At 72.5% G+C, this 20664-nt stretch carries 19 protein-coding genes; 10 read left to right on the plus strand and 9 right to left on the minus strand.

Annotated features, from left to right (window positions below):
* Nucleotides 1-52: 52 nt before the first annotated feature.
* Both lpdA and ACSYGN_RS30160 read right to left on the minus strand, forming a co-directional pair.
* Nucleotides 53-1441 carry a dihydrolipoyl dehydrogenase gene (gene lpdA / locus ACSYGN_RS30155; RefSeq protein WP_460401129.1) on the minus strand — a complete coding sequence of 463 codons (1389 nt, stop codon included), beginning with the start codon at nt 1439-1441 and terminating at the stop codon, nt 53-55.
* Nucleotides 1442-1892: 451 nt separating this feature from the next.
* On the minus strand, nt 1893-3425 hold the full coding sequence (locus ACSYGN_RS30160) for a leucyl aminopeptidase (RefSeq protein WP_460401131.1): 1533 nt from the start codon (nt 3423-3425) through the stop codon (nt 1893-1895).
* A 455-nt stretch (nt 3426-3880) separates the two neighbouring features.
* On the opposite strand from ACSYGN_RS30160, the gene ACSYGN_RS30165 reads away from it, so the two are divergent.
* The 5 genes from ACSYGN_RS30165 to ACSYGN_RS30185 all read left to right on the plus strand — a co-directional run bounded on the left by ACSYGN_RS30165 (nt 3881) and on the right by ACSYGN_RS30185 (nt 8692).
* The gene (locus tag ACSYGN_RS30165) at nt 3881-4456 is read left to right on the plus strand and encodes an IS607 family transposase (protein ID WP_460401133.1); all 576 of its coding nucleotides are present in this window, start codon (nt 3881-3883) and stop codon (nt 4454-4456) included.
* Nucleotides 4453-5904 (plus strand): IS607 family element RNA-guided endonuclease TnpB, encoded by a 1452-nt coding sequence (gene tnpB, locus ACSYGN_RS30170; RefSeq protein WP_460401135.1) that lies wholly within the window; start codon nt 4453-4455, stop codon nt 5902-5904. Before ACSYGN_RS30165 ends, tnpB begins: the two co-directional genes overlap by 4 nt.
* A 138-nt stretch (nt 5905-6042) precedes the next feature.
* On the plus strand, nt 6043-6558 hold the full coding sequence (locus tag ACSYGN_RS30175; RefSeq protein WP_460401137.1) for a hypothetical protein: 516 nt from the start codon (nt 6043-6045) through the stop codon (nt 6556-6558).
* Nucleotides 6555-8033: a hypothetical protein gene (locus ACSYGN_RS30180; RefSeq protein ID WP_460401139.1), complete on the plus strand. Its 1479-nt coding sequence runs from the start codon at nt 6555-6557 to the stop codon at nt 8031-8033. The genes ACSYGN_RS30175 and ACSYGN_RS30180 overlap by 4 nt, the downstream gene beginning before the upstream one ends.
* The gene (locus ACSYGN_RS30185) at nt 8030-8692 is read left to right on the plus strand and encodes a spherulation-specific family 4 protein (protein WP_460401141.1); all 663 of its coding nucleotides are present in this window, start codon (nt 8030-8032) and stop codon (nt 8690-8692) included. Before ACSYGN_RS30180 ends, ACSYGN_RS30185 begins: the two co-directional genes overlap by 4 nt.
* 187 nt (nt 8693-8879) lie before the next feature.
* Here ACSYGN_RS30185 and ACSYGN_RS30190 read toward each other — a convergent pair whose 3' ends face one another.
* The gene (locus ACSYGN_RS30190; protein ID WP_460401143.1) at nt 8880-9701 is read right to left on the minus strand and encodes an adenosylcobinamide-GDP ribazoletransferase; all 822 of its coding nucleotides are present in this window, start codon (nt 9699-9701) and stop codon (nt 8880-8882) included.
* A gap of 52 nt (nt 9702-9753) precedes the next feature.
* On the opposite strand from ACSYGN_RS30190, the gene ACSYGN_RS30195 reads away from it, so the two are divergent.
* Nucleotides 9754-10518 (plus strand): hypothetical protein, encoded by a 765-nt coding sequence (locus ACSYGN_RS30195; RefSeq protein ID WP_460401144.1) that lies wholly within the window; start codon nt 9754-9756, stop codon nt 10516-10518.
* A gap of 306 nt (nt 10519-10824) precedes the next feature.
* Here the strand turns inward: ACSYGN_RS30195 and ACSYGN_RS30200 are convergent, their stop codons facing one another.
* From ACSYGN_RS30200 to cobT, 3 genes are all read right to left on the minus strand, one after another.
* A complete protein-coding gene (locus ACSYGN_RS30200; RefSeq protein ID WP_460401146.1) occupies nt 10825-11616 on the minus strand; it encodes a hypothetical protein in 792 nt (263 codons plus the stop codon).
* Nucleotides 11617-11728: 112 nt separating this feature from the next.
* Complete coding sequence (locus tag ACSYGN_RS30205) at nt 11729-13483, minus strand: phosphatidylglycerol lysyltransferase domain-containing protein (protein ID WP_460401148.1); 1755 nt, start codon at nt 13481-13483, stop codon at nt 11729-11731.
* A 113-nt stretch (nt 13484-13596) separates the two neighbouring features.
* The gene (gene cobT, locus ACSYGN_RS30210; protein ID WP_460401150.1) at nt 13597-14772 is read right to left on the minus strand and encodes a nicotinate-nucleotide--dimethylbenzimidazole phosphoribosyltransferase; all 1176 of its coding nucleotides are present in this window, start codon (nt 14770-14772) and stop codon (nt 13597-13599) included.
* A 198-nt stretch (nt 14773-14970) separates the two neighbouring features.
* On the opposite strand from cobT, the gene ACSYGN_RS30215 reads away from it, so the two are divergent.
* The gene (locus ACSYGN_RS30215; protein WP_460401152.1) at nt 14971-15951 is read left to right on the plus strand and encodes a class I SAM-dependent methyltransferase; all 981 of its coding nucleotides are present in this window, start codon (nt 14971-14973) and stop codon (nt 15949-15951) included.
* Between the two features lie 24 nt (nt 15952-15975).
* On the opposite strand, the gene ACSYGN_RS30220 is transcribed toward ACSYGN_RS30215, so the two are convergent.
* Nucleotides 15976-17178: a bifunctional adenosylcobinamide kinase/adenosylcobinamide-phosphate guanylyltransferase gene (locus ACSYGN_RS30220; protein WP_460401154.1), complete on the minus strand. Its 1203-nt coding sequence runs from the start codon at nt 17176-17178 to the stop codon at nt 15976-15978.
* A gap of 231 nt (nt 17179-17409) precedes the next feature.
* Here ACSYGN_RS30220 and ACSYGN_RS30225 point away from each other — a divergent pair, with 231 nt between their 5' ends.
* A complete protein-coding gene (locus ACSYGN_RS30225; protein ID WP_460401156.1) occupies nt 17410-17625 on the plus strand; it encodes a hypothetical protein in 216 nt (71 codons plus the stop codon).
* A gap of 168 nt (nt 17626-17793) precedes the next feature.
* On the opposite strand, the gene ACSYGN_RS30230 is transcribed toward ACSYGN_RS30225, so the two are convergent.
* The gene (locus tag ACSYGN_RS30230; protein WP_460403827.1) at nt 17794-18495 is read right to left on the minus strand and encodes a methyltransferase domain-containing protein; all 702 of its coding nucleotides are present in this window, start codon (nt 18493-18495) and stop codon (nt 17794-17796) included.
* An 83-nt stretch (nt 18496-18578) separates the two neighbouring features.
* On the minus strand, nt 18579-19262 hold the full coding sequence (locus ACSYGN_RS30235) for a DUF3043 domain-containing protein (protein ID WP_460403829.1): 684 nt from the start codon (nt 19260-19262) through the stop codon (nt 18579-18581).
* A gap of 212 nt (nt 19263-19474) precedes the next feature.
* Between ACSYGN_RS30235 and ACSYGN_RS30240 the strand changes: the two genes are divergently transcribed.
* Both ACSYGN_RS30240 and pspAA read left to right on the plus strand, forming a co-directional pair.
* Nucleotides 19475-20257 (plus strand): PspA/IM30 family protein, encoded by a 783-nt coding sequence (locus ACSYGN_RS30240; protein WP_460401158.1) that lies wholly within the window; start codon nt 19475-19477, stop codon nt 20255-20257.
* Between the two features lie 71 nt (nt 20258-20328).
* A complete protein-coding gene (gene pspAA / locus ACSYGN_RS30245) occupies nt 20329-20607 on the plus strand; it encodes a PspA-associated protein PspAA (protein WP_460403831.1) in 279 nt (92 codons plus the stop codon).
* The last annotated feature ends 57 nt before the right edge of the window (nt 20608-20664 follow it).

The raw sequence follows: 20664 nt of genomic DNA on the forward strand, positions 1-20664 counted from the left end.
TTGCTCCTTACGAGTTGCGGAAGTCTGTGTCGTCGCTTCGTCGACCGAGGGGTCAGTCGTGCGAGTGAAGGGGCTTGCCGGCCAGGGCCAGGTGGGCCTCGCCGAGCGCCTCGCTCTGCGTGGGGTGGGCATGGATCAGCTGGGCGACCTCGGCGGGCAGCGCCTCCCAGTTGTAGATCAGCTGGGCTTCGCCGACCTGTTCGCCCATGCGGTCGCCGACCATGTGGACGCCGACCACGGCACCGTCCTTGACCTGGACGAGCTTGACCTCGCCCGAGGTGTTCAGGATCTTGCTCCTGCCGTTGCCCGCGAGGTTGTACTTCAGAGCGACGACCTTGTCCGCGCCGTAGATCTCCTTGGCCTTGGCCTCGGTGATGCCGACGGAGGCGACCTCCGGGTGGCAGTACGTCACCCGCGGGACACCGTCGTAGTCGATCGGGACGGTCTTCAGACCGGCCAGGCGCTCCGCCACCAGGATGCCCTCGGCGAAGCCGACGTGCGCGAGCTGGAGCGTCGGGACCAGGTCGCCGACGGCGGAGATGCTCGGGACGTTGGTGCGCATGTACTCGTCGACGAGAACGTAGCCGCGGTCCATGGCGACGCCCTGCTCCTCGTAGCCGAGACCGGCCGAGACGGGCCCGCGGCCGACTGCGACGAGCAGGACCTCGGCCTCGAACTCCTTGCCGTCGGCGAGGGTGACCTTGACGCCGTTCGCCGTGTACTCGGCCTTCTGGAAGAAGGTGCCCACGTTGAACTTGATCCCGCGCTTGCGGAACGCGCGCTCCAGCAGCTTGGAGGAGTTCTCGTCCTCGACCGGCACCAGGTGCCCCAGGCCCTCGATGACGGTGACGTCGGTGCCGAACGACTTCCACGCCGAGGCGAACTCGACGCCGATGACGCCGCCGCCCAGGATGATCGCCGACTGCGGCACCCGGTCCAGCACCAGGGCGTGGTCGGAGGAGATGATCCGGTTGCCGTCGATCTCCAGACCGGGCAGCGACTTCGGCACGGAACCGGTCGCGAGGAGGACATGGCGGCCCTGGATCCGCGATCCGTTCACATCGACGGAGGTCGGGGAGGACAGCCGGCCCTCACCCTGGATGTAGGTCACCTTGCGGGACGCGATCAGGCCCTGAAGTCCCTTGTACAGGCCGGAGATGACGCCGTCCTTGTACTTGTGGACCGCCGCCACGTCGATGCCCTCGAAGGTGGCCCTGACGCCGAACTGTGCGCTCTCGCGTGCCTGGTCGGCGATCTCGCCCGCGTGCAGCAGGGCCTTGGTGGGGATACAGCCCCGGTGCAGGCAGGTGCCGCCGACCTTGTCCTTCTCGATCAGTGCGACGTCCAGACCCAGCTGAGCCCCGCGCAGGGCCGCGGCGTACCCACCGCTGCCACCGCCGAGGATCACTAGGTCGAAAACGGTGCTGGCGTCGTTCGCCACGTCACGTCCTCCATGCATGTGCGCCACGCCGGTCCTCGGTGACCGGTCGGCGGCTGGTGTCCGGCCGCATCTGATGGTTCGGCCCTGTGGTGGGGCCCTGTCCTGCCGTCGTCCATCTTCGCACCTGCCGCTGGGGACCGGGACGCGGGGCCGGTGACTGGGACATGGCGCGGTGGCCGGGGGACCGCGGCGCCCCCTAGGGCCTGTTCGGCGGATCATGCCGGAGACGCGGGGGCCGGCACGCACATCTGCGGCGTTGTCGTCACTCGCCGACTCCCCCGAGTTCTCGGCTGCGCTCGAACAGGGGGGACCCCCGTCGCGTCGACTCCCTCCTCCGCCTTGCAGCTGCACGCACCAGCCCCCGCTCACCCGGGTCGACGGGTACCGTCGGTTTCCTCCGACTTGATCCGTCGGACAGGCCCTGAGGCGGCGGTCCCCGCTGACCTGTGGATCAGCCCAGGTCCCCGGCCGCCGTCAGTTCGGCGAGCCGTACCAGGGTGCGCACCGCGGAGCCCGTGCCGCCCTTGGGGGTGTAGCCGAAGGGGCCGGACTCGTTGAAGGCCGGGCCCGCGATGTCGATGTGGGCCCAGGTGATGCCCTCGCCGACGAACTCGCGCAGGAACAGGCCCGCGACCAGTCCGCCGCCCATCCGCTCGCCCATGTTCGCGATGTCGGCGGTGGGGGAGTCCATGCCCTTGCGCAGATGCCCGGGCAGCGGCATCGGCCAGGAGTCCTCGCCGACCTCCTCGGCGGCGTCCACGATCGCCGCGCGGAACGCGTCGTCGTTCGCCATCACACCGAAGGTGCGGTTGCCGAGCGCCAGCACCATCGCACCGGTCAGCGTCGCCACGTCCACGATCGCGTCGGGCTTCTCCTCCGAGGCCGCCCACAGCGCGTCGGCGAGCACCAGACGGCCCTCGGCGTCGGTGTTGAGGACCTCGACGGTCTTGCCGCTGTACATGCGCAGCACATCACCCGGACGGGTGGCCGAGCCGGACGGCATGTTCTCGGCCAGCGCCAGCCAGCCGGTGACGTCCACGGCGAGTTCCAGCCGGGCGGCGGCGACGACCGCGGCGAACACGGCGGCGGCACCGCTCATGTCGCACTTCATCGTCTCGTTGTGCCCGGCCGGCTTCAGCGAGATGCCGCCGGAGTCGTAGGTGATGCCCTTGCCGACGAAGGCGAGGTGCTTGGCCGCCTCCGGGTGCTTGTACGACAGCTTCACCAGCCGCGGGCCCGCCGCGGAACCGGCGCCGACGCCGAGGATGCCGCCGTAGCCGCCCTTCTCCAGCGCCTTGGTGTCGAGCACCTGCACGGTGATGCCCTGCGCCTTCGCCGCATCCTGCGCGATCGCCGCGAACGCGGCCGGGTCGAGGTCGTTGGGCGGCATGTTGATCAGGTCGCGGGCCCGGTTGAGCTCCTCGGACACCGCCGTCGCGCGCTCCAGCGCGGCCTTGTGCTCCGCGTCCCGCGGCTTGCCGCCGAGCAGCGCGGCCTCGCCGAGCGGCGCCTTGCCGTTCTTCTTCGCGGCGGCGGAGGTCTTCGGGGTCTCCTTGTACGTGTCGAAGGAGTATGCGCCGAGCAGCACGCCCTCCGCGATCGCGCCCACGGCGTCGGCCCCGTCGACCGGCAGGGCGAAGGCGGCCTTCTTGACACCGGCCAGGGCACGGGCGGCGACACCCGCGGCCTTGCGCAGCGTCTCGGCGCCGTGCGCGCCGTCCTCCTCCGGCTCCGCGCCCAGGCCCACCGCGATCACGAGCGGCGCCTTGAAACCGGCCGGCGCGGGCAGCTTCGTCACCTCGCCCTCGGCCCCGGAGGCCCCGAGGGTGTCGAGGACGGCGGCGAGCCTGCCGTCGTAGGCGGTGTCCACGGCCTCGGCGCCCGGTGCGACGACCGGGCCCTTGTCGCCCTTGGCAACGCCGATCACGATTGCGTCGGCCCGCAGGCCGGGCGCCGCGGCGGTGCTGAGAGTCAGAGCTGTCACGGTGGTGATTTCTCGCTTCCGATGTGAAGTTGCTGCGGTCGGGTCCGTGGACGGCCAGCCAGGCAGGCCGAGTCGGCTGGGCGGCCGGGCCCGAACCGACCCTAGGGCCAATCGGACCTTCTCCGGCAGGTGATGCCGGAGAGTCCGTGGTCCAGCCTTCCGGGACGCCCCGCACCAAGGCGCGGCGGGGGCTCGTGACGAGCCTACGCGCGCCCGCGGTGTTCGCTCATTCCTGCGGACGTTCACCTGTCCGTGGCGTCATGGTCATTTCTCGCCCCTCACACCCGGTGACATGAGCAACACTCGTCGCGTTCAAGGCGAGTGTTCCGACTCGCCCTTTCGCAGGATTTCTACGGATCCTCTGCTGCCTCGCCGCTCGAGGGTCCTTTAGGGGTGACAACTGCTACAGATTTTCTAGTCATTCGTAGTCGTCTCTAGTCGTGTATCTTGATCGAGTGAAGCTTTCGGAGTGGGCGCGCCGGCAGGGCGTGAGCTATCAGACCGCTTGGCGGTGGGTGAAGGACGGGAAGATGCCCGTTCCTGTCCGCCAGGCGCCGTCCGGGACGTGGCTGGTCGACGAGGTCGATGTCCAGCCGTCCGGGCGTGTGGTGGTGTACTGCCGCGTGTCGTCCGCCGACCGGAAGGCCGACCTTGAGCGGCAGGCGGCCCGGGCCGTGGCCGGTGCGAACGGTCTGGGGCTGGCCGTCGCCGAGGTCGTCACGGAGGTGGGGTCCGGGCTGGACGTGCGGCGCCGCAAGCTGCACCGTCTCCTGTCCGACCCGTCCGCCGCTGTGATCGTGGTCGAGCACCGTGACCGGCTGGCCTCATTCGGTGTCGAGCACCTGGAAGCCGTGCTGTCGGCGTCCGGGCGGCGCCTGGTCGTCCTGGATCCCGACGAGACCACCGACGACTTGGTGCGGGACATCACCGAGGTGCTCACGTCGATGTGCGCGCGCCTGTACGGGCGGCGGGCGGCGAAGAGCCGTGCTGAGCACGCGGTGGCCGTGGCGACGGGCGAGGCCGCCGGGTGAAGAAGTTCCAGCCGCAGCCCGGTTTCGTGGTGCAGGCGTTCCGGTTCGCGCTGGACCCGAACGCCTCCCAGGAGGCCGCGCTGCGTTCGCACTGCGGCGCAGCGCGGGCCGCGTACAACTGGGCCGTCGGCTGGGTGACCGCCTCCTGGTGGCAGCGCAGGGCCGAGCAGACGTACGGCGTTGCCGAGGCCGAGCTGACGGAGTGGCGGCCGTGGTCGCTGGCGTCGCTGCGGAAGGCGTTCAACGAGGTCAAGAAGACCGACCCGCGGTTTGCCGGGTGGTGGGAGGAGAACTCCAAGGAGGCGTACAGCACCGGTCTCGCGAACGCGTCGGCCGCGTTCGACAACTACGCCAGGTCGAAGAAAGGCAAGCGCAAGGGCGCCCGGATGGGTGCGCCGCGGTTCAAGGCGAAGCGGAAGGCGCGTCTGTCCTGCCGGTTCACCACCGGCACGATCCGAGTGGACGCCGACGGCCGGCACGTCACCCTGCCACGGCTCGGCACCATCCGCACCCACGAGCCCACCGTCAAGCTCCTCACCGGCGTGCAGGCCCAGGCCGCGCGCGTTCTGTCCGCGACGGTCCGGCACGAACGCGGGCGGTGGCTCGCCTCGTTCCAGGTGGAGGTGAAGCAGGACATCCAGCGCGTCAGGCGCCCGGACGTGGCGGTCGGCATCGACCTCGGGGTGAAGACCCTCGCGGTCATGGCCGACAGCACGGGTGAGATCCGCACCGTGGCCAACCCCGGGCACTACGACCGGGCGCTGAACCAGTTGCGCCGCGCGTCCCGCACGGTGTCCCGCCGCCAGGGACCGGACCGCAGGACCGGCCGCAAGCCGTCCAAGCGGTGGGAGAAGGCCAACGCCCGCCGCAACCGGGTGCACCACCGGGTCGTGAACCTCCGCGCAGATGCCCTGCACAAGCTGACCACCGCCGTGACCGCCGAGTACGGCACGGTAGTGGTCGAAGACCTCAACGTCGCCGGCATGCTCCGCAACCGGCGCCTGGCCCGCCGGATCGCCGACGCCGGATTCGGCGAGATCCGCCGCCGGCTCGACTACAAGACCCGCAGGAACGGCTGCCGCATGGTCGTCGCCGACCGCTGGTACCCGTCCTCCAAGACCTGTTCCGGGTGCGGCGCGGTGAGAGCCAAGCTGCCGCTGCACGTCCGGACCTACGAATGCGACGCCTGCGGCCTGGTCCTTGACCGGGACGACAACGCGGCCCGTAACCTCGTCGCCCTCGCGGCGGCATGCTCGTCCGGTACCGGAGTGGCCGGAGACCGGGACACCGACAAGGTGTCGAAGCCTCGTGGAGCCGACCGTAAGACCCGCGCCACCCGCCCCCGTCGCACGACGGAGGCGGAGCGGGCAGGTGGCGCAACCCTGCCGCACCAGCGGCGGGAGGAAGCGAGAGACCGTACCCGAACCGAAGCCCTCACGCTTTGGTGATGTGACGGACCTTCCGGGCGGAAATGCCCGGAATGCCGAGACCTGACTACGGTCTCGGCAACGGAAGGACGACCATGGCGCGAAACGCGCGCAACGCACGGGCCTGACGGGCCGCGGATCGATCTCAAGGTGCTGGTGGTGGACAACGGCGACAGCACGGTCCGCGCGATCGCCGCACAGCTCAAGAGCGAGGGCATCCCGTACACGACCGTCGACCTCACCGACTCCGGCCGCCCGGTCATCGACGGCGCCTTCCTCAGCGACACCGTCGGCGGTGTGGTCAAGGCGAAGTACCAGGGCGTGATGCTGCCCAACGAGGCGCCGTTCGGGGCGGGTTCGGCCGAGCAGACGGCCCTGGAGTCGTACGACCGCTTCACCCTCAAACGCTCCGTGGACGCCTTCCGCACCGTCTACCAGGAACTCGCGGGCCGCCCGGAGGTGTACCGGCCGGGCGTGGAGACGGTCGCGGACTGGACGGAGGAGCTGCGGGACCCGTGGTACGCGACGGCGGCGGCCGAGACCTTGCCGGAGGCGGGCGCGGCGGCCGCGACAGGGGCCACTACCGCGGTCACTACGGCCGTCACGGCGCCGGTCACCACGGCCGTCACGGCGCCGGTCACCACGGCCGTCACGGCGGACGGAGACGGCCGGTGAGCGCCGACATCGGGCTGAGGTCCCACCTCCCGCAACCCCGCACCCCCTCCCCGGCGGAGGGCGACTCCATCGACGAACTCGCCGAGCGCATCGAGGACTTCGTGGCGGCGGCCGTCCACCCGGACGAGATCGCCGCCCTCCTGGAGTCCGACGGTCTGACGGACGACCAGATCCGCGAGCGGTACGGCTGCTGGAACTCCTTCGCCCTCGCGGAGGAGCTCTACACGCGCGTACCCCGCCGCTACCCCGAGCCCGTGGCGCCGTCCGCCGCCCCCGACCCGTGGCGCACCGGCCTGCTGGGCTGTCTGCTGCGCGGCCTGGTCTTCGCGCTGCCCGGCTTCGCCTACGTCCTCGGCGCCCCCTTCCTCACCGGCCCCGGCGGCACCGCCCTCCCCGCGGGCACGGTCCCGCTGCTGGCGGGCGCGCTGTGCGGCTGGACCTGGAACCAGGGGCTTGCGCACCGGGCGTACTCCTGGCTCGGCCTCGGCGACCGGACGGCCGCACGGCGCTGTCTGCTCACCGGAACCCCGGTGGGCGCCCTGCTCGGCGCGCTGACCGCCGTGGCCGTCGCGGGCACCGCCCACCCGGCCGCCCTCGCCTTCGCCGCCGCCCAGTCCGCCTACCTCGGCGCGGCCACCGTGCTGCTCGTCATGGGCCGCGAACGGCGCCTGCTGGCCTGCCTGCTGCCCATGACCGCGGGCGCCCTGCTGGCCCTGGCTCACCCGGTACCGGGAGCGGCCCGGCTGCTCCTGCTGCTCGGCTCCCTGGCCGCGGTGGCCGCCCTCGGGCTGCGCGAAGTGGCCCCTGCCGTACGGGAGTCGGGCGGCGGCAGCTGGCTCGCGGGCCTCACGGCACTGCTCCCGTCCCGGCCGTCGCGCACCTCGACGGCACCCCCGCTGGCCGACTCCCTGCCCTACGCCCTGTTCGGCCTCGGCAGCGGTGTCCTCGTGCTGTACGCGGCGCTCGGCGACGTCCTCGCCGGGCAGGAACACAGCGCCGCCGCCGCGCCTTCCGCGGTGGCGCTCACCCTCAGCATGGGCCCCGCCGAGTGGCTGCTGCACCGCTTCCGCCGCGGCAGCCTGGCCGGACTGCGCGCCAGCCGCACCGCGGCCGCCTTCCGCCGCCGTACGACCCTCACCGCGGCCGGGTGCCTCACGGCCTACCTCACCGTGCTGCTCGCCCTCGGCCTCACCACCGCCGCCCTGTGGCCCGACGCCCCGCGCCCAGACGGCGTCCGCGTCGCCGGGCTGCTGCTGCTCGGGGTGGTCCTGTGGACCGGGCTGCTGCTCCAGTCCTCCGGCGCGGTCCTCGGCACGGCCGCCGTCTGCTGCGCCGCCGCCCTCGCCCAGACCCTGGCCCTGCTCACCGGCGCCACCGACCCGCTCGGGGTCGCCGTCGCGGTGTACGGGGCCGCCGCCACCGCGCAGACCGTCCTGGTGTGCGCCCTGCTGGGGAGGGCCACCGCCCACCGATGACCGCGCTGCTGGTCCCGTACTACGAGCACCCGTCCGTCCGCCCCGTCGAGTGGGAGGCCCTGATCGGGGCCGCCCCGCGCCTGTACGGCGTGATCCTCAACCCGGCCAGCGGCCCCGGCGAGCGGCCCGACCCCGCGTTCGCCCAGGTCTCGGCACGGCTGCGGGCGGCAGGCGTACGCGTGCTCGGGTACGCCGACACCGACTACGGCCGCCGCCCGGTCGCCGACGTCCTGCGGGACCTGGCGTACCACCGCGCCTGGTACTCCACCGACGGCTTCTTCCTCGACCAGACGGCGACCGACCCGCACCGCTTCCCCCACTACCGCCGCCTGGCCTCCGCGGCCCGCGCCACCGGCTGCACCACGCTCGCCCTGAACCCCGGCACCCCACCCCACCCCCTGTACGCGACGATCGCCGACGTCCTGATCACCTTCGAGGGCCCGTGGACGACGTACCACCACCTCCCCGGCCCCCCGTGGTACGGCCCCCCGGGCCCCCTGACCTGCCACCTGATCCACAGCACCCCACCGCACACGGACCCAGGAAGCCTGTCCCGAACAAGAGGAGCAGCCCTACACTGCGCGGTCCCGGGAACGGGGGCACACCCGTGGGGGACGCTGCCGCAGGGGGTGGCGCCGGCGACGGCGAGACGGAAGTAGGGCAACTCCGCCGCACAGGGCGCGCGCCTCCGTCGGAGGGAGGGGCAACTCCGTCGTACGGTGGCGCAACTCCCTCGCTTGCCAGCGCCGGAACCGCAACTCCCTAGGGGCGCGGGGCTGTGCCGATATGCGGCTCCGCCGCGTGGGCGCGACCAGCCACGACGCACCCGCAGCCGAAAAACCGGGCCTATCGCCCCAAGGCAAAAACCACCACCGCGACGGTGAAAACGGTCTCCTCGACCCCACCGAACACATCCCCGGTAACCCCACCGAAACGAGCAACGCAGCGCCGCAGCAGAAGCTCCCCCACACAGAGCGCGAGCAGCACAGCTGCAACTGACCGCACCCCCTCGACCGCGTCGAACAACCCCCCCGCCCCGGCGGCGGCGAGAAGAACCACACCCATCACCACCCCAGCGGAGCGAAAACGCACCACGCCCGCAACCGCCGCCCCCAACCCCTCCGGCCGAGCCGCCGGCACCCCACCCCGGGCGACCAGCGTCAACGCCACCCGCGAGGTGACCGCGGCCACCACAACGGTCAGTGCCCCCTGTCCCCACGAGTCGCCGTAGACCCGTGCCAGCGAGGCGACCTGGGCGAGCAGCGCGAACACCAGCGTGATCACCCCGAACGGCCCGATGTCCGACTGCTTCATGATCCGCAGCGCGTCCTCCGCGGGCTTCCCGCTGCCGAGTGCGTCCGCGATGTCGGCGAGCCCGTCCAGATGCAGCCCACGGGTGAGCAGGGCGCAGCAGGCGACGGTGCCGACGGCGGCGAGCAGCGCACCGGAGCCGAGGAGGAGCAGCAGAAGCCCGGTGGCGGCGGCGCACCCGCCGACGACCAGCCCCGCCAGCGGGGCGCACAGCATCCCGCCGCGAGCGGTGTCACGGTCCCAGCGGTGCACGGTGACCGGCAGGACGGTGAGGGTGCCGAAGGCGAACCGCGGCCCGTGCAGCGGCGGTATCAGTGATCGGGACGGTTGCTGCGGCTGCGACGGGATCTTGGACACGGCCGCAGGCTACAGGCAGGCGGCGGAGGGATGATCCGGGCAGACTGTGCGTATGGGGCACTGGCTGGAACGGAACATCATCGAACCCGGCAAGCTGCCCCTGCTTCTGGCGCTCACCGCGTTCGTTGTGACCTTCGTGGTCACCAGGACCGTCGTCAGGCTGATCCGGGCGGGGAAGGGGCCGTTCGGCAATGTCGAGGCGGGCGGGCTGCACATCCACCATGTGGTGCCCGGCGTGGTCCTGACGATGGCGGGTGGTTTCGGCGCCGTGGCCGCGGGCAGCCACGGCATCGGGGCGGCGGTGAGCGCGGTGCTGTTCGGGATCGGTGCCGGGCTGGTGCTGGACGAGTTCGCGCTGATCCTGCATCTGGACGATGTGTACTGGAGCGAGGCGGGGCGGCAGAGCGTCGAGGTGGTGGTGCTCACGGCGGCGCTGGTGGGGCTGCTCCTGGTCGGTTTCGTGCCGTTCGGGGTCAACGACATGTCGCAGGCGGAGCTCCAGGACCGCGGCACGGTGATATCCAACGTGAGCGTGAACTTCCTGTTCTCGATCATCGCCCTGGGCAAGGGCAAACCCCGGGTGGCGATCTTCGGGGTGATCGTCCCGGTGGTGGCGCTGGTGGGAGCGATCCGCCTGGCCCGCCCCGGCTCCCCCTGGGCCCGCCGCTTCTACACCCACCGCCCCCGCGCCCGCGCCCGCTCGGCCCTGCGGGCCTACCACCACGACCGCCGCTGGTCGGGCCCGAAACGAGCCCTCCAGGACTGGCTGGGCGGCAAACCGGACCCACGCCCGGAGAAGGTCCCTGGAAACCGGTGAGGGGTGCCGTGCGGCGGCGGGGCGGATAGCGGTGAGGGCCGTCGGCTGAGCCCGAGGTCGGCTGAGCCCGAGGTCGGCTGAGCCCGAGGTCGGCTGAGCCCGAGGTCGGCCCTTCAGGACCGGATCGGCGGCGGACCGGATCCGGGCCTGGCGCGGTGATGGCGCGCCGCGCGCCGGGTGCGGCTGTCAGGCGGCTCGCCCGGGACCCACCGTTCCCGGCCACCGTTCCCGGCCACCGTTCCCGGCTGCGGGTCCGTGCGGCGCATCGGGCCTGCTGCTGTGACCCGTCCGGCAGCGGTGTGGCCGTCAGGACCGGATCCGCGGCGGACCGGATCCGGGTCTGGGTCCTGGGCGGGGACCGGGAGCAGGACCGGGGCCCGGGCCGGAGCCGGAGCGGGGTGGTCCGGGCTTCGGGTCTGTGCGGTCGGCCGGGGGCCGGTGGGGGCGGGTTGTGACGGCCTGCGTGGCCAGGATCGCCGTGACCGCGACGACGGCCGCGACGTGTTCCTTTCCGGCGAGGTTGTCCTTCACCGCGACCTCGGTCGCCATCGCCGCGACCACCGCGCCCGCCGTGACATGGGCGCCGTAGCGCCAGCCGACGTAGACGGCGAGGCCCACGACCGCCGCGGACGGGCCGGTGTCCACGACCCGGGCGTCGGAGGCGGGCAGTCCGAAGAGGCCACCGGGGCCGACGGCGATGCCCACGCGGGCGTAGAGCGTGCCGGCGAGGGTGGCGACGTAGGCGACGGCGAGGGTCCGCCACCAGCCCAGGCAGATCTCGGCGATCCCGAACACGAACAGGATCTGGAGCAGCGCACCCCACACCGGCAGGTCGAGCGCCGGGACGAAGAGGGAGAGCGGGGTGCGCAGCAGGGCCGGGCCCAGGGGGTCGGCGGCGCGTACGCCACCGGCCTGCTGGACGAGCCGGTAGCCCCAGGACTGGTTCTGCACCACCTGGAGCAGTGCCGTCAGGCCCACCGCTGTGAGCGTCATCGGGATCGCCCACGGCACCCGCCGCGGCCCCTTGAGCAGCGGCTCGCGCACGGTGATCCAGAGCAGGCCCCACTCGGCGCGGGCCCAGCGGGCGAGGATGGTCACCCGCCGGTCCCGCTGGGGAACCGGCGGCGGTGACCAGCGATACCGTGGCCGGGGTACCGGCGACGGCAGGCCACCGGCAGGCTGGTCACCGGGCTGGTCACCGGCAGGCTGGTCACCGGTGGGTCTCCAGGTGTCTGCGGTGGAGCCATTTGGGGAGGCCGGGGGCCTCCAGGAAGCCCTCTGCCCTGGCCGAGGCCACGCCGATGCGCGGCAGGTCGGAGCTCTTCTCGAAGAGCAGGAACCGCGGCTCCCAGATCGGGCGGTACTTCGCGTTGGCGCGGTACAGGGACTCGATCTGCCACCAGCGGGAGAAGAAGCTCAGCAGCGACCGCCACAGCCGCAGCACCGGCCCCGCGCCGAGACGCGCGCCGCGTTCGAAGACCGAGCGGAACATCGCGAAGTTCAGGGAGACCTGGGTGATGCCGATCTCGCGCGCGCGGCGCAGCAGTTCGATGACCATGAACTCCATCAGGCCGTTGTCGGAGTCGCGGTCGCGCCGCATCAGATCCAGCGACAGGCCGTTCGGCCCCCACGGGACGAAGGACAGCAGCGCCCGCAGCGCGCCCTCGGCGTCATGGCACTCCAGCATCACGCAGCGCCCGTCCTCCGGGTCCCCGAGCCGCCCCAGCGCCATGCTGAACCCGCGCTCGGTGGCGCCGTCGCGCCAGTCGTCGGCGCGTTCGACGAGGTGTGCCATCTCGTCGGCCGGGATGTCCTCGTGGCGCCGGATGCGCACGGTGTACCCGGCGCGCCGCACCCGGTTGTGGGCCTGCCGCACGGTGCGCATGGCACGGCCCTCCAGGGTGAACTCGGCGACCTCGACGAGCGCCTCGTCACCGAGTTCGAGGGCGTCGAGCCCGTGCCGCGCGTAGACGGTGCCGGCCTCCTCGCTCGCCCCCATCACCGCCGGGATCCAGCCGTGCGCGCGGGCCTCGGAGAGCCACGGCGCGATGGCGCCCGGCCAGGCCTCCGGGTCGCCGATCGGGTCGCCGGACGCCAGCGACACCCCGCCCACCACCCGGTAGGCGACCGCCGCCTTCCCGGTGGGCGACCACACCACGCTCTTCTCGCGGCGCAGCGCGAAGTAGCCGAGCGAGTCCCGCTCGCCGTGCCGTTCCAGCAGGACCCGCAGCCGCTTCACGTCGTCCTCGGTGAGCGGGTCCACGGCGCGCCGGGCGCGGAACGCGGCGTAGGCGACGGCGACGACCAGGGCCGTGCTGAGCACGTTGATCGCGACGTTGACCCAGTTCGGCGCGGCGATCCCGGGGAAGTGCGACTCGTCGACCGTGACGGTGACCAGTCGCAGGGTGCCGTAGTGCCAGCGTTCCGCGAAGGTCGAACGGGCCGCGTCCGGCGCCTGGTTGGTGACGGTCACCAGCAGTCCGGCGAGCAGCGACGACACCAGCAGCCCGCCGACCGCGACGACTGCGGCGAGCTTCGGGTTGGAGCGGTCGCCCTTGGCGTAGAACTCCCGCCGTCCCACCAGCAGCGCGGCGACGAAGGCGGCGGTGAGCAGCACCGAGATCCAGTTCTGGGGGTACCGCCGGATCTCGGGGAAGGACATGGCGAAGCAGAACAGCCCCAGGAACGGCCCGCTGAGCGCCAGATTGAGGATCCACGCCGCGCGCTTGCGGCGCCGCATCGTGACCGCGAGGAACGCGGTGAACACCCCGGAGGCGAAGCCCGCGGTCAGCAGATACGGCGTGAAGAGGTTCTGCTGGTTGTGCCGCCGTACGTCCTGGCCCAGGGACACCCACATCGCGCTGAGGAAGTTGACGAACGCGACGGCCCGCAGGTACCACACGGCGTAGGCGGCGGCCCGTTGCGAGAGCGGTGTGTGGTCTTCGGCGATTCGGGCATCTCCCATGAGCCAGGATCATATGGGTGCTGCCCGGACGAACCGCTCTTTTCGGTGCATGGTGGGAGGGCGGGCCCTCCACGGGCCCGTGATTCTCCTCACTCATCCTGTGACCTGCCCAGTCACTCGCCCCGCGAACCGGCCCCGTCCGCAGCGGTGTTCGGCGCCGCATCTTCGGCGGGCTCCTCAGTGGGCTCCTCGGCGGGCTCCTCGTTCGGTTCCTTCGCCGGTTCCTTCTCGGGCTCCTTCTCCGGCTCCCGCTCGGGCAGTTCCGCGCCGAGCGCCGCCGCGGCCTGCACCAGCGGCAGGGCGAGCAGCGCCCCCGTGCCCTCCCCGACGGTGACGCCCTGGTCGAGGAGCGGCTCCAGTGCCATCCGGTCCAGCGCCTTCGCCTGCCCCGGCTCACCGCTGAGGTGCCCGGCCAGCCACCAGTCCGGCGCCCGGAAGGCGACCCGCTGCCCCACCAGCGCGCACGCGGCGGAGACCACGCCGTCCAGCACCACCGGCAGCTTGCGCACTGCGCACTGGAGCAGGAAGCCCGTCATGGCGGCGAGGTCGGCGCCGCCCACCGTCGCCAGCAGCTGCAACTGGTCCCCGAGCACCGGCCGCGCCCGGCGCAGCGCGTCACGGACCGCCGCGCACTTGCGCATCCACGTCAGATCGTCGATGGCCTGCCCGCCCCGCCCGGTCACCACGGAGGCGTCGGTCCCGCACAGCGCGGCGACCAACACCGCCGCCGCCGTCGTACCGCCGACGCTGACATCGCCGAGCACCACCAGGTCCGTACCGGAGTCGGCCTCCTCGTCGGCCACGGCGATGCCGGCCAGCAGCGCGGCCTCCGCCTCCTCGGGCGTCAGCGCGTTCTCGACGTCGATACGGCCGCTGCCGCGCCGCACCCGGTGCCGTACGACGTCCGCGGGCAACGCCTCGGGCGGGCAGTCCAGCGCCATGTCGACGACCCGCACCGGCACCCCGAGCCGCCGCGCCAGCACCGCCACAGGGCTCGCGCCCTCCAGCACCGCGCGCACCAGTTGCTCAGCGCCGCCCGCGGGCCGCTTCGACACGCCCAGCCCGGCGACACCGTGGTCCCCGGCGAACAGCAGGACCCGCGGTCGCTCGATCGGCCGCACCGGCACCGCGCCCTGCGCGGCGGCCAGCCACTCACCCAGTTCGTCGAGGCGGCCCAGCGCACCGGGCGGCACGATCCGACGCTCCCGGTACGCCTCGGCGTCACGGCGCACTCCGCCGTCCGGGCGTTCGATCAGATCGGTGAAGTCGTCGAGATTAAGCGAGCTCATTCGCCGAACAGTACCGGCACCGGTCGAACGGAACGCCGCCACGTCACCACCACACGGCGGCCACGTCGTTGCACCCAAGATCGCGATCCTTTACGTTCCGGTGCGAAGTCTGTTTTGTTGCGAATTGTCGTACGCCTGTCCAGCCTCGTCTGTCCGATCCCGTCCGTCAGATCCCGTTGTGCCGCCCGGGAGCCGCCCATGCCGCCCACGCCGCCCGCAGCCGACGGCTTGCCCGCGCCACGCCGCGCCGACTGCCCCTGGTGCGGCTCCGACCGCCTGCGCACCAGACGGCGCACGGCTCCCCGTACGGCACGGGGTGGCCGTACGACGTCCGCCGTCACCGCGGGCGGGGTCGGCGAATGCCAGGACTGCGCCCACGTGTTCCGCGACCCGGGACCGTCGGCGGAGGAGGCCGCCCTCCCCGACCCTCCGGCCTGGCGCTTCCCCGCGGTGCGCCGTCGCCGTCATCTCGCCGCCGCCCGCGCGCTGCTGCCCTTCCCCGAACCGGAGAGCTGGCTGGACGTCGGCACCGGCCATGCCCGCTTCCCGGAGGCGGCGCGCGAGGTCTTCCCGTACACCGCCTTCGACGGCCTCGACCCCACCCCGCGCGTGACGCGCGCCCGGGCGGCCGGACGCATCGAGGAGGCCCATGTCGGCCGCCTGACGGACCCGCGGATCGAGGAACGGCTGCGCGCCCGCTACGACGTGGTCAGCATGTTCGACCACCTGGACCGCACCCCCGACCCGCGCGAGGAACTCCGCGCCGCCCTGTCGGTGCTACGCCCCGGCGGCCACCTCGTCGTCGAAGTCCCCGACCCGGACTGCGCGTTCGGCGCGCTGCTCGGCAAGTGGTGGCTTCCGTACGGCCGGACGGGGCGGCTGCACCTCCTGCCCCTGGACAACCTGCGGGCCGAACTGGAGTCGCGGGGCTGCGTGATCGTGGCGACCGACAGCCGTACGGCCCACATCCCGCACGACCTCTCGGCCGCCCTGTCCCTCCTGGCCGCCCACCACCTCCCCGCCCGCCTGCGACGCGTGGCCACCCCCCTGGTCACGGCGGCGGCGGTCCTGGACCACACCCTGGCCCCCCTGCTGCGCCGCACCCGCTTCGCCAACACCTACCGCGTCATCGCCCGCAACGGCCGGACGGAAGGCGGCACTTCGGCAGCGCGAGAGTAGCGACAGCGCGGATCCGGTCGGCCCTCAGCCCCGCAGGACCAGCGCCTGCCCCGCCACCACCAGCACCACCTGCTCGCACTCGGACGCGAACGCCGCGTTCAGACGGCCCAGTTCGTCACGGTAGCGGCGGCCGGAAGCGGTGGCGGGGACGATGCCCGAGCCGACCTCGTTGGACACGGCGACGACCGTGCGGCGGGTCGCCCGGACCGCCTGCGTCAGCTCCCGGACGCGCTCGCGCAGCGCACGCTCCCCGCCGTCCGCCCACACCGCGTCGTCCCACGCCCCGACGGAGTCCATGGCGTCCGTCAGCCACAGCGACAGACAGTCGATCAGCAGCGGCGGTCCCTGCGCCGCGAGCAGCGGTACGAGGTCGCAGGTCTCCTCGGTCTGCCAGGAACCCGGCCGCCGCTCCCGGTGCGCCGACACCCGGGCCGCCCACTCGGCGTCGCCGCCCCGGGTGCCGCCGGTGGCGATGTAGTGGACGTCCGGGAAGGACTCCAGCCGCCGTTCCGCCTCCACCGACTTGCCCGAGCGGGCGCCGCCGAGCACCAGGGTGCGGCGCGGCACGTCGGGCACGTCCTCGTACGCGCCCACCGTCAGCGTCGTCCCGTCCGGCACCGCCCGTGCCCCGGCCGCCGCGAGTTGCCGCCGCAGTTCGCCGCCCGGCGGCACATCGTGGTCCAGGTGCACGGCGACGACATCGGTCGTCGGACCCACGGCGCCCACGGCGCGCAGCCTGGCCAGCGCGTCCGGCCGTCCCACGACGTCGAGGAGGACCATGTTGTACGACGTGCCGTCGCCCTCCTCCAGACCGGCCGGCGCGGTCCCCGGCGGCAGATACAGCAGCCGCAGGCCGTCCGGGCCGGTCACCGCGTACCCGGTGCCGGGCGCGTCCGTCGCCAGCGCCCGCACCCGATGTCCCGTCAGCAGCGTCAACTCCTGTCCGTCCGGTACCCGTCCGGGTTGCGGGAGACCCGCGGGCACCTCCAGGGCGGGGCCGCCGTGCGGATGGGTCAGCAGCACCTGCCGTACGGTGCCCAGCGAACGCCCGGCGCGGGCGGCGGCGAACGCCGCGCCCGGTGTGAGGTCGAACAGCAGCACCCCGTCCACCAGCAGCGCGGTCGCCGCGCGGGCGTCCGGGCCGGTCGCGGTGGCGCAGGCGGCGCAGGGGCAGTCGGGGCGGGGCAGCCCCTCGGGGGCGCCGGTACCGAGCAGAGTGAGGTCCACGGACCGATTTTCCCGTGCCCCGGCACCTCCTGCGCGCCCGTGGGCCGACCGCGGGCCGACCGCGGGCCGACCGTGGGCCGGAGAACCCGCCGGACCCCGTCTTCTCCGCCAAGATCCGCCCGGCAGTCCCCGGCCTCTCACGGCGGACCCGGTGCAGCGCATAGGCTCTGGTCAGGAGCCGGTCATGAGCCGGCTTCCGCTGTGCAGTGTGGTCACCCCAGGGAGGCGTACATGGTGGCGTGGACGTGGCGGTTCGAGAAGGCCGACGGGACGGCGGTGGAGCCGGCGGTGCTGCCCGAGGAGTTCACCACTCAGGGGGACGCCGAGTCCTGGATCGGGGAGAACTGGAAGTCCCTGGTGGAGGGCGGCGCGGACCAGGTGCGGCTCTTCGAGGAGGCCACGGAGATCTACGGCCCGATGAGCCTGCACGCGGACCAGGTGTCGTAGCGGGTCGAGGCGTCGTAGTCAGCGGGTCAACCACCGCTGCCGTCACCTAGCGTGCTCGGATCCGAAGCGGGCGGCCGCCAGCCGGTCGCCCCTTCGCCCGCCCACCGCGCATCCGGCGTTGTCCCCGGAGTCGCGTGTCAGCCGAGTCGTGTGTCGACCGAGCGGTGCTCAGCCGCGCACGCCGCACAGATGCAGCAGTGCCGCGACCCGGCGGTACGGGTCCGTGCGCCCGGCGCGCTCCTCCACCGCGAGCAGTGTCTCGATGTCCGCCGGGAGCCGGGCGTCGTCCGGTGCCGTGTCCGTGAAGACCCGCACCCCGTACCAGGCGGCCAGCGGGGCGGCGATGCCGGCGAGGGTGGCGGTGAGGGCGGCCAGCCGGTCCGCGCGGACGTCGAGTCCGAGGCGGTTGCGGTATTCGGTGGTGTCGAAGGCGGCGAGGGCCCCGGCCCAGTCGCCGTAGAGGCCCGGGCGCATGGCGAGGGCGTCGCCGTTGCGCACGAGCAGGGAGAGCAGTCCGCCCGGGGCGAGCATCCGGGCCAGCCCGGCCAGCAGGGGATCGGGCTCCTCGACGTACATCAGCACACCGTGGCACAGCACCACGTCGAAGCCGCCCGGCAGGAAGTGCACCCCGGTGTCCATGCCGTCGCTCTCGACGATCCGCATGCGCTCCCGGATGCCCGGCGGTTCGGCGGACAGCGCCTGCCGGGCCGCGGCCAGCATGGTCTGGTCCCGCTCGATACCCGTCACCTGGTGACCGGCGCGGGCCAGCCGCAGCGCCTGCGTGCCCTGGCCCATCCCGACGTCGAGCACCCGCAGCCGCTGCCCGACCGGGAACCGCCCGGCTATCTGCTCGTCGAGCTGCCGCGCCACCAGTTCCTGGCGCACGGCATCGCGCAGCGCACCGAGCCTGTCCAGCCAGGCGTCCGCCGCGTCTCCGGAGAAACCGGAAGCGGTCAGAACTTCTCCCCGCGCTTGAGCTGCGGCTTGGGCAGCCGGAGCCTGCGCACCTGGAGCGAGCGCATCAGCGCGTAGGCGACGGCGCCCCGGCGGTTCTGGTCGGGGTAGCGCTCGGTGAGCTGCTTGCGCAGCCGGAAGCCCATGAAGAACGAGTCCAGCACGATGAGGACGATCACCACGAGCCACAGCAGCAGGGCGATCTGCTGGATCGCGGTCGTCCGCACCAGGGTCATGACCAGGATGATCACGGCCATGGGGAGGAAGAACTCGGCGACGTTGTAGCGCGAGTCGACGAAGTTGCGGGCGTACTTGCGGACCGGGCCCTTGTCGCGGACCGGCAGATAACGCTCGTCACCGCCCGCCAGCGCCTGGCGTTGCCGCTCCATCTGCGTTCGGCGGTCGTCGCGCTGCCGCTTGGACGCCTCCTTGCGCGTCATCGGCGTATTGGCGACGCTGCGGCGCTGGGACTGGGCCTCACTACGCTTGGGAGTGGGCCGGCCCTTGGGGGCCTGCGGGTCGCGGATCTGCTTGGAGAAGTTCACCGGGGCCTTGTCGGCGGGGGCCTTCTCGTCCTTGGCACGGCTACGGAACACAAAACCCAAGGGTACGGGGTGGCGGGGTGTGGACCCCAGCCCCCTGGGGAACGATCCGGCAACACCATTCGTCTGTAGTGGGGACAGAGGGGACGTCGCGGACGGCCCGCTCGGCGTGCACCCCGGGGAACACCTACTCCTCACGCCGGAGCGCGACCGTGCACAGTCGTCCTTGGGGATGAGCGCATCGGTCCCCGAACAGTGCGGTAATGGTTGCAGGGCCCGTACTGTGGGTTCTGTCGCAGTGGCTTGACCCGGAGTCCGTCAGAAGGGGGCGCGCGAAGCCCATGAGCGGTGTCATGAAGCGTATGGGGATGATCTTCCGCGCGAAGGCGAACAAGGCCCTTGACCGGGCCGAGGACCCGCGCGAAACCCTCGACTACTCGTACCAGAAGCAGCTGGAGCTGCTCCAGAAGGTGCGCCGGGGAGTCGCAGACGTGGCGACGTCGCGCAAGCGCCTGGAACTCCAGCTCAACCAGCTCCAGCAGCAGTCCACCAAACTGGAGGACCAGGGCCGCAAGGCGCTGGCGCTGGGCCGCGAGGACCTGGCCCGCGAGGCCCTGTCCCGCAAGGCCGCCCTCCAGCAGCAGGTGACGGACCTGGAGACCCAGCACGCCACGCTCCAGGGCGAGGAGGAGAAGCTCACCCTCGCCGCGCAGCGCCTCCAGGCCAAGGTGGACGCCTTCCGCACCAAGAAGGAGACCATCAAGGCCACGTACACGGCGGCCCAGGCGCAGACCCGGATCGGCGAGGCGTTCTCCGGTATCTCGGAGGAGATGGGCGACGTCGGCCTGGCCATCCAGCGTGCCGAGGACAAGACCGCCCAGCTCCAGGCCCGCGCTGGCGCGATCGACGAACTCCTCGCCTCCGGCGCCCTCGACGACCAGAGCGGTATGCACAAGGACGACATCGCCGCCGAGCTCGACCGGATCTCCGGTGGCACGGATGTGGAACTGGAACTCCAGCGCATGAAGGCCGAGCTGGCCGGCGGCACCTCGACCCCGCAGGCCATCGAGGGCGGCCAGGGCCAGGGCCAGTCCCAGCAGCAGCCGCAGGACACCCCGCGCTTCGACAAGCGGTAGCCGCACTCCGTCAACCGCAGCCGGGTCACGCCGAGGAGACCGATATGGGCGACACGGGCGACATGGGGGACATGGTCGTACGGATCATGGGGGAGGGCCAGGTGATGCTGGCCGGGAGCCACCTCACCGAGCTGAACAAGCTGGACGACGAACTCCTGGCCGAAATGGAGAACGGCGACGGCCCCGCCTTCCGCCGCACCCTCCAGGCCCTGCTGACCAAGGTCCACGACCTGGGCACTCCCCTCCCGCCCGACACCCTCCAACCCTCGGACCTCATCCTCCCGTCCCCGGACGCCACGCTGGAGGAGGTCCGGGAACTCCTGAGCGACGATGGACTGATCCCGGGCTGAGTCCGATATCTGCTGTCCTTCGGTGCGCCAGACAACGGCTCGCCCAGCGGCGCCAGA

It is taken from the genome of Streptomyces sp. YIM S03343 (assembly GCF_054729195.1).

Bases quoted from the DNA above. Each gene is read 5' to 3' on its own strand.
- ACSYGN_RS30195 (WP_460401144.1), top strand. From the start codon at position 9,754: ATGGGGCACTGGCTGGAACGGAACATCATCGAACCCGGCAAGCTGCCC.
- ACSYGN_RS30185 (WP_460401141.1), top strand. From the start codon at position 8,030: ATGACCGCGCTGCTGGTCCCGTACTACGAGCACCCGTCCGTCCGCCCC.
- pspAA (WP_460403831.1), top strand. From the start codon at position 20,329: ATGGTCGTACGGATCATGGGGGAGGGCCAGGTGATGCTGGCCGGGAGC.
- ACSYGN_RS30240 (WP_460401158.1), top strand. From the start codon at position 19,475: ATGAAGCGTATGGGGATGATCTTCCGCGCGAAGGCGAACAAGGCCCTT.
- ACSYGN_RS30225 (WP_460401156.1), top strand. From the start codon at position 17,410: ATGGTGGCGTGGACGTGGCGGTTCGAGAAGGCCGACGGGACGGCGGTG.
- ACSYGN_RS30215 (WP_460401152.1), top strand. From the start codon at position 14,971: ATGCCGCCCACGCCGCCCGCAGCCGACGGCTTGCCCGCGCCACGCCGC.
- cobT (WP_460401150.1), bottom strand. From the start codon at position 14,772: ATGAGCTCGCTTAATCTCGACGACTTCACCGATCTGATCGAACGCCCG.
- ACSYGN_RS30205 (WP_460401148.1), bottom strand. From the start codon at position 13,483: ATGGGAGATGCCCGAATCGCCGAAGACCACACACCGCTCTCGCAACGG.